The organism is Streptomyces sp. NPDC057616 (genome assembly GCF_042800575.1).
Taxonomy (GTDB): domain Bacteria; phylum Actinomycetota; class Actinomycetes; order Streptomycetales; family Streptomycetaceae; genus Streptomyces.
In genome coordinates this window covers 62,312-70,062 of record NZ_JBHVGU010000047.1, presented here as the reverse complement: position 1 = coordinate 70,062, position 7,751 = coordinate 62,312, and the positions used below count along the sequence as shown (strand labels likewise).

4 protein-coding genes and 1 riboswitch are annotated in these 7,751 nt (G+C 73.5%); all 4 genes read right to left on the bottom strand.

Going from position 1 to position 7,751, the window contains the following annotated elements; all coding sequences use genetic code 11:
• Positions 1-1,208: ATP-binding protein (locus ACFU97_RS39745; RefSeq protein ID WP_384266462.1), on the bottom strand; the 1,208-nt coding region annotated here is incomplete at its 3' end.
• Complete coding sequence (cobN, locus tag ACFU97_RS39740; protein WP_384266460.1) at positions 1,205-4,873, bottom strand: cobaltochelatase subunit CobN; 3,669 nt, start codon at positions 4,871-4,873, stop codon at positions 1,205-1,207. The genes cobN and ACFU97_RS39745, both read right to left, overlap by 4 nt.
• Positions 4,870-6,381 carry a cobyric acid synthase gene (locus ACFU97_RS39735; RefSeq protein ID WP_384266457.1) on the bottom strand — a complete coding sequence of 504 codons (1,512 nt, stop codon included), beginning with the start codon at positions 6,379-6,381 and terminating at the stop codon, positions 4,870-4,872. Before ACFU97_RS39735 ends, cobN begins: the two co-directional genes overlap by 4 nt.
• A complete protein-coding gene (locus ACFU97_RS39730) occupies positions 6,378-7,319 on the bottom strand; it encodes a cobalamin biosynthesis protein (RefSeq protein ID WP_384266456.1) in 942 nt (313 codons plus the stop codon). Before ACFU97_RS39730 ends, ACFU97_RS39735 begins: the two co-directional genes overlap by 4 nt.
• Before the next feature lie 100 nt (positions 7,320-7,419).
• A riboswitch (cobalamin riboswitch) is annotated at positions 7,420-7,562 on the bottom strand.
• Between the last annotated feature and the right edge of the window lie 189 nt (positions 7,563-7,751).

Here is a 7,751-nt window from a genome sequence, read left to right as displayed (position 1 = left end):
CTCAGCACCTTCGTCCGGAAGGGCTCGCCGGCGCGGACGGCGGACTGCTCCCCGGCACCCGAGGGCTGCGGCGCGCCGTCCTCACCGGCCTCGGGACGGGCACCGGTGTCCCCGCCCTGCGGCCCCTCGTCCGGCGCCGGCTGCCCGCCGCCCCCGCCGGGACCGCCGTCGGGGCCCGGGTCGTCGTCGTCCTCCGGCTCGGCGAACTCCTCCAGCGTCTCGTCCAGCTTGTCCTCGTCCAGGCCCGGCGCGTCGAAGGGGTTGCGGCGGCGCCGGTGCGGCAGCGCGAGCAGCGCCGCCTGCCGTACGTCCTCGGCGAGCACCTCGGTGCGCCCGGCCCAGGCCGCGAGCGCGGTGGCCGTACGGGCCATCACGATGTCCGCGCGCATGCCGTCCACCTCGAAGGCGGCGCAGGTCGCCGCGATCTGCCGGAGCGCCCCGTCCCCGAGCCGCACCGACGGAAGCAACTCCCGCGCCGCGACGATGCGGTGGCGTACGGCGGCCTCCTCGTCGGCCCAGCGGGCCGCGAAACCGGCCGGATCGTCGTCGTGGGCGAGCCTGCGCCGTACGACCTCGACCCGCTGGTCCGGCTCCCGGGAGGCCGCGACCTCGACGGTCAGCCCGAACCGGTCGAGCAACTGCGGCCGCAGCTCGCCCTCTTCGGGGTTCATGGTGCCGACGAGGAGAAAGCGGGCGGCGTGCCGCACGGAGACGCCCTCGCGCTCCACGTACGAGGCGCCCATCGCGGCGGCGTCCAGCAGCAGGTCGACCAGGTGGTCGTGGAGGAGGTTGACCTCGTCGACGTAGAGGACGCCGCGGTGCGCGTCGGCGAGCAGGCCCGGCTCGAAGGCCTTCACGCCCTCGGCCAGGGCCCGTTCGATGTCCAGGGCGCCGACCAGCCGGTCCTCCGAGGCGCCGACCGGCAGTTCGACCATGCGCGCCGGCCGGGTCTCGAACGCCCCGGGCTCGTGCGGGCCGTCCGGGCAGGCCGGGTCGGGGGCGGCCGGATCGCAGGAGAAGCGGCACCCGCAGACCACGTCGAGGTGCGGCATGAGCGCCGAAAGGGCGCGCACGGCCGTCGACTTGGCGGTGCCCTTCTCGCCGCGCACCAGCACGCCGCCGACCGCCGGGGAGACGGCGTTCAGCAGCAGCGCGAGCCGCAGGTCGTCCTGGCCGACCACGGCCGTAAAGGGGAACGGGGTGGTCACTGGTCGCCCTCCAAGTCGCCTTCCAGCTCCAGATACGTCGCGCGCAGCCGCTCCAGCGTCTCCGCGTCCGGCTCGGCCCACAGCCCCCGGTCCGCGGCCTCCAGCAGCCGTTCGGTGATCGCGCGCAGCGCCCACGGGTTGGACTTCTTCATGAACTCCCGGTTCTCCGGGGCGAAGACGTACTCGGCGCTGAGCTTCTCGTACATCCAGTCGTCGACGACCCCGGCCGTCGCGTCGTACCCGAAGAGGTAGTCGACGGTCGCCGCCATCTCGAAGGCGCCCTTGTAGCCGTGCCGGCGCATGGCCGCCATCCAGCGCGGGTTGACCACGCGCGCCCGGAAGACGCGGTGCGTCTCCTCGCCCAGAGTGCGCGTCCTCACCTGGTCGGGGGTGGCGGAGTCGCCGACGTACGCCTCGGGGCTCTCGCCCGTCAGATGGCGCACCATGGCGACCATGCCACCGTGGTACTGGAAGTAGTCGTCGGCGTCGACGAGGTCGTGCTCACGGGTGTCGACGTTCTTGGCGGCGACCGCGATCCGCCGGAACGCGGTCTCCATGTCGCCGCGCGCGGCCCGTCCGTCGAGCCCGCGCCCGTAGGCGTAGCCGCCCCACACCGCGTACACCTCGGCGAGGTCGGCGTCGGAGCGCCAGTTGCGGGCGTCGATCAGCGGTAGCAGGCCGGCGCCGTACGCGCCCGGCTTGGAGCCGAAGATGCGCGCCGTCGCGCGCCGCCGGTCGCCGTGCCCGGCGGTGTCCTGGTCGGCGTGCGCCTTCACGAAGTTGCGCCCGGCGGGCTCGTCCAGCTCGGCCACCGCGCGCACCGCGTCGTCGATCAGCCCGACGACATGCGGGAAGGCGTCCCGGAAGAAGCCGGAGATACGGACCGTGACGTCGATGCGGGGCCGGCCGAGCTCCTCCAGCGGGACGATCTCGAAGCCGGTGACCCGGCGTGAGGCGTCGTCCCACACCGGCCGGCAGCCCAGCAGTGCCAGGATCTCGGCGATGTCGTCGCCCTGGGTGCGCATCGCGGACGTGCCCCAGACCGTCAGGCCCACGGACTTCGGGAACTCGCCGGTGTCCTGCAGATACCGCTGCACGAGGGAGTCGGCCAGCGACTGCCCGACCTCCCAACTCAGCCGCGAGGGAATGGCCTTGGGATCCACCGAGTAGAAGTTGCGGCCGGTCGGCAGCACGTTGACCAGACCGCGGGTGGGGGAGCCGGACGGCCCGGCCGGGACGTAACCGCCGTCGAGCGCCTTGAGGATGTGGCCGATCTCGTCGGTGGTGCGGGCGAGCCGCGGGACGACCTCGGTGCAGGCGAACTCCAGCACCGCGACGGCGTCGGGGAGTTCGGTGCCCAGCACCTCGCGCACCAGCGGGCCGCTCTCGGCGGCCGCCCAGCCGCGCTCCTCCATGCCCTCGGCGAACCGCCGGCACAGCTGCTCCAGCAGGTCGATCGCGTCGGCGGCCGACCGGGACGGTCCCTCGACGAGGTCCGTGAGCTCGACCGGTGCTTTCACCGGCGCGCCCGGCTCGGCCAGCAACTCCTTCTCCACCAGCCCGAAATGGGCGGCCAGCGCGGCCCTGAGCCCCGGCAGCGCGTTCGCCTGCCCGCCCCACACCTGCGAGGCGCGCAGCACGGCGAGCACGAGGTTCACGCGCGGCTCGCCGACCGGGCCGCCGCCCAGGATGTGCAGTCCGTCGCGGATCTGCACGTCCTTGATCTCGCACAGGTAACCGTCGATGTGCATCACGAACTCGTCGAAGTCGCCGTCGTCGGGCTGCTCGTCGACATGCAGGTCGTGGTGGAGCTCGGCCGCCTTGACCAGCGTCCAGATCTGCGCGCGCACCGCCGGGGCCTTCGTCGGGTCCAGGTCGGAGACGAGCGCGTACTCGTCGAGCAGCTGTTCCAGCTTGGCCAGGTCGCCGTAGGTGTCGGCCCGCGCCATCGGCGGTACGAGGTGGTCGACGACCGTGGCGTGCCCGCGCCGCTTGGCCTGGGTGCCCTCGCCGGGGTCGTTGACGATGAAGGGGTAGATCAGGGGCAGTTCGCCGAGCACGGCGTCCGGCGCGCAGCCGCCGCTGAGCCCGAGCCCCTTGCCGGGCAGCCACTCCATCGTGCCGTGCTTGCCCATGTGGACGACGGCGTCGGCCCCGAAGCCCCCCTCCGACGTCGCAGCCTCCAGCCAGCGGTAGGCCGCCATGTAGTGGTGCGAGGGCGGCATGTCGGGGTCGTGGTAGATCGCGATGGGGTTCTCGCCGAAGCCGCGCGGCGGCTGGATCATCACGACGACGTTCCCGAACTGCAGGGAGGCCAGCACGATGTCGTCCCCGTCGACGTACAGCGAGCCCGGCGGCTCGCCCCACGCCTCGGTCATCGCGTCTCTCAGCCCGGGGTCGAGCCGCTCGAACCAGGCCCGGTAGTCGGCGAGCGGCACGCGCGCGGGCGCCGCCGCGAGCTGGTCCTCGGTCAGCCACTCGACGTCGTGCCCGCCCGCCTCGATGAGCCGGTGGATCAACTCGTCGCCGTTGTCGGGGTATTCGGTCAGGCCGTAGCCGGCGTCCCTCAGCGCGTCCAGGACGCGCACCGCCGACGCGGGCGTGTCCAGGCCGACCGCGTTGCCGACCCGGGAGTGCTTGGTCGGATAGGCGGTGAAGACGAGCGCCAGCTTCTTCTCGGCGTTCGGCCGGTGCCGCAACCGCGCGTGCCGTACGGCGATCCCGGCGACCCGCGCGGCCCGCTCCGGGTCGGCCACGTACACCGGCACGTCGTCCGGGCCCTGCTCCTTGAAGGAGAACGGGACGGTGACGAGCCGCCCGTCGAACTCCGGGATCGCCACCTGCATCGCCGCGTCCATGGGGGACAGGGCGGCGTCGGAGGCGTCCCAGGCGGCCCGCGAGGACGTCAGGCAGAGTCCCTGCAGCACCGGGACGTCGAGGTCGGCGAGCGCCCCGACGTCCCACGCCTCCTCGTCGCCGCCGGCCGACGCCTGCGAGGCGTGGGTGCCGCCCGCGGCCAGTACGGTGGCGACCAGCGTGTCGGCCTTCGCCAGCAGCTCGTACAGGCCCGCGTCGGCGCCGCGCAGCGAACCGCAGTACACGGGAAGGGCGTTGGCGCCGCGCGCCTCGATCGCGTCGCACAGGGTGTCGACGAAGGCGGTGTTGCCGCTCAGTTCGTGGGCCCGGTAGAAGAGCACGCCGACGGTCCGCCGTCCCTCCCCGTGCGTGCGCTCGCCGTGGACGCCGTACTCGGGCATCTTCTGCGGCTCGACGAACCCCTCGCCCGTCAGCAGCACGGTGTCGGAGAGGAACCGGGCGAGCTCGGTGAGGTTGGCGGGCCCGCCCTCGACGAGGTACTTCAGCGCCTCCGCCACCACACCGGCCGGCACGGACGACTCGGCCATCAACTCCGCGTCCGGGACGGCCTCTCCGCCCAGCAGCACGGTCGGCACGCCGGACGCCCGGAGCGCGGCGAGCCCGTCCTCCCAGGCCCGCTTCCCGCCGAGCAGCCGTACGACGGCGATGTCGGCGCCCGCGAGGAGACCGGGCAGCTCCCCGGCCACGTCCACCCGGGTGGGATTGCCGATCCGGTACGAGGCACCGGACGCGGCCCGCGCGGCCAGCAGATCCGTGTCGGCGGTCGACAACAACAACACAGTGCTCATGCGGGTGCTCCCGGTGGAATGAAAGGCAGTCCTTGCGGCGCGCCGGACTCGATGAGCCGCCACAGCGCGTCCGTGTCCGCGTGCTGTTCGATCAGGTCGCCGAGCCGGTCGAGCTGCTCCTCGCGCAGCGCGGCGAACGAGGTGTCGGGGGCCGGCACGAACCGGCGGCCCGCGGCGGCCGCCACCTCGCGCAGGAAGGCCCGCCGGAACCCGTCCGACTCCAGCGAGCCGTGCCAGTGCGTGCCCCAGGTCCGGCCGACCCGGCAGCCGTCGAGGAAGGTTTCCCCTCCCTCCACGGAGGCGACCCCGTGATGAATCTCGTAGCCCTCGACCTGCTCGCCGAGGGCTTCGCCGACCGGCCGGGTGAGGGTCTTCTCCCGCTCGAACCGCACCCGGACGGGAAGGACACCTAGACCCGCCACGTCCCCCTGCCGGCTCTCGACGTCGTCCTCGATGTGCTCGCCGAGAATCTGGAAGCCGCCGCAGATGCCGAGGATCGGGCGCCCCTCGGCAGCCCTGCGTCCGAGGGCGTCCGCAAGTCCCCGCTCCCGTAGCCATTCCAGTGCGCGAACCGTCCCACGGGTCCCCGGAACGACGACGAGGTCGGCATCGGCCAGTTCCTCCGGCCGGTCCACGAACCGCACCACGACGCCGGGTTCGGCGGCCAGCGCGTCCACGTCGGTGAAGTTGGACATCAGCGGGACCGCGCACACGGCGACCCGCAGCACGTCCGCGCCGAGCGGCGCGGCGGTGTCCGACTCCCGCACGCTCCCGCGCAGCGAGACCCGCAGCCCGTCCTCCTCGTCGATGCCGAGCCCGTGCCGGAAGGGCAGCACGCCGTACGTCCGCCGTCCGGTGAGCCCGTGCAGCATGTCGAGCCCCGGCTCCAGCAGACTCACGTCGCCCCGGAACTTGTTGACGAGGAATCCGGCGACGAGCTCCTGGTCCTCGGGCGAGAGCAGCGCGACGGTCCCGAAGAAGGACGCGAAGACGCCGCCGCGGTCGATGTCGCCGACGACGAGCACGGGGAGCCGCGCGTTGCGCGCGATCCCCATGTTCACGATGTCGGTGCGCCGCAGATTGATTTCGGCGGGACTGCCGGCCCCCTCACAGATCACCGCGTCATACGTGCCCCGCAACTCGGCGAGACAGTCGAGCACGGTCCCGAGCAGCTGCCGCTGCCGCCCGCCGTGGTAGCCGCGCGCACTCAGCTCGCCGACGGGCCTGCCCATCAGCACGACCTGACTGCTCTGCTCGCCACCTGGCTTGAGCAGCACGGGGTTCATGAGCGCGGTCGGCTCGATCCGGCACGCCTGCGCCTGCATCGCCTGCGCCCGCCCTATCTCGGCACCCTCGCGTGTCACGAACGAGTTCAGCGACATGTTCTGCGCCTTGAACGGCGCCACCTTGACGCCCTGCCGCACCAGCCAGCGGCAGATCCCGGCGGTCACCACGCTCTTGCCGGCGTCGGAGGTGGTACCGGCGACGAGGAGCCCCCCACCGCTCATGACGTACGTCCCTTCAGCACGAGGCGCGCGGCGGCACTGACGCCGAGCGCGAGCAGACCGACCCGCTTGGACAGCCGTACGGCCCGCTCGATGTCCGGGACGGCGACGGAGCGGCCCGCCCGGTTCAGGACGGGCCGGTGCTCGACCCGGCCCCCGTACGACAGCGTCCCGCCGAGCCGCACGCCCAACGCGCCCGCGAAGGACGCCTCCACGGGCCCGGCGTTGGGGCTCGGATGCCGGCCCGCGTCGGCACGCCAGGCGCGCGCCGCGCCGCGCGGATCGCCTCCGGCGACCGTGGCCAGGACGGCGGTCAGCCGCGCCCCCGGCCACCCGGCGACGTCGTCCAGCCGGGCGGAGGCCCATCCGTACCGCCGGTACCGCGCCGACTTGTGCCCGACCATGGCGTCAAGGGTGTTGACGGCCCGGAACCCGAGCAGGCCCGGCACCCCGCCGACGGCGCCCCACACCAGCGCCCCCACCACCGCGTCGGAGGTGTTCTCCGCGACGGACTCGACGACGGCCCGGGCGATCCCGTCGGCGTCGAGCGCCTGCGGATCCCGCCCGCACAGGTGCGGCAGCCGCGCCCGCGCGGCCGCCACGTCCCCGCACTCCAGGGCCCGGCCGATCGTCCGGGCCTCGCGCGCGAGCGAAGTCCCGCCCACCACGGCCCAGGTGGCGGCCGCGGTCAGCGCGAGGGAGGCGGTGGGGGAGGGACGCAGCCGGGACTCCGCCACCGCGCCGAGCGCGACGGCGCTCCCGGCGCACACGGCGGTGTGCAGCGCGCCCCACCCGCGGTGGTCGCGCCACAACACCCGTTCCACGGCGGCCGCGGCGCGCCCGAAGACGGCGACCGGATGCCCGCGGCGTGGATCGCCGAGAAGCTGGTCACCGAGGAGTCCGGCGGCGGCGCCGTACGCGAAGACGCGACCGGCACGCATCGCGCTCAGCCGGCCGTGGGGACGGGCAGACGTCGGGCGTCGGGTCTCAACAGGCAGCCGCGCATGGCGATATGTCCTCACTCAGGGTGTCCACGCCCTGGTTCGACGAGACCGGCGGTGGGAGTTCCTGGCTCCCGGGGCTACCTACCCCGGTGACAGTGGCGGGACCGCGCCGGACTCGCACCGGCTTCCTCCCTTGCCGCCGTAAATGGCTCCGGCAGTCCACCACGCGCCCGAACGGCAGTCAACTTGCCGTTGACCTGCGGCGGGGGAGTGTGCTGAGGCCCACACGCGGGAGGTCGCGGCGGTCACGCAAACGCGTGGTGGGGGGGGGGGGGAGGAGGCCGGAGGAGCAAGGGTTTGGTGGCTTAGTCCGGGGGTCTTGACCTTCCTTGGTGCCTGGAGGCACCGATTGACCATCCCCAGCAGTAG

Coding starts and splice junctions, on each gene's coding strand:
- ACFU97_RS39735 (WP_384266457.1), bottom strand. CDS start 6,381: ATGAGCGGTGGGGGGCTCCTCGTCGCCGGTACCACCTCCGACGCCGGC.
- ACFU97_RS39730 (WP_384266456.1), bottom strand. CDS start 7,319: ATGCGTGCCGGTCGCGTCTTCGCGTACGGCGCCGCCGCCGGACTCCTC.
- cobN (WP_384266460.1), bottom strand. CDS start 4,873: ATGAGCACTGTGTTGTTGTTGTCGACCGCCGACACGGATCTGCTGGCC.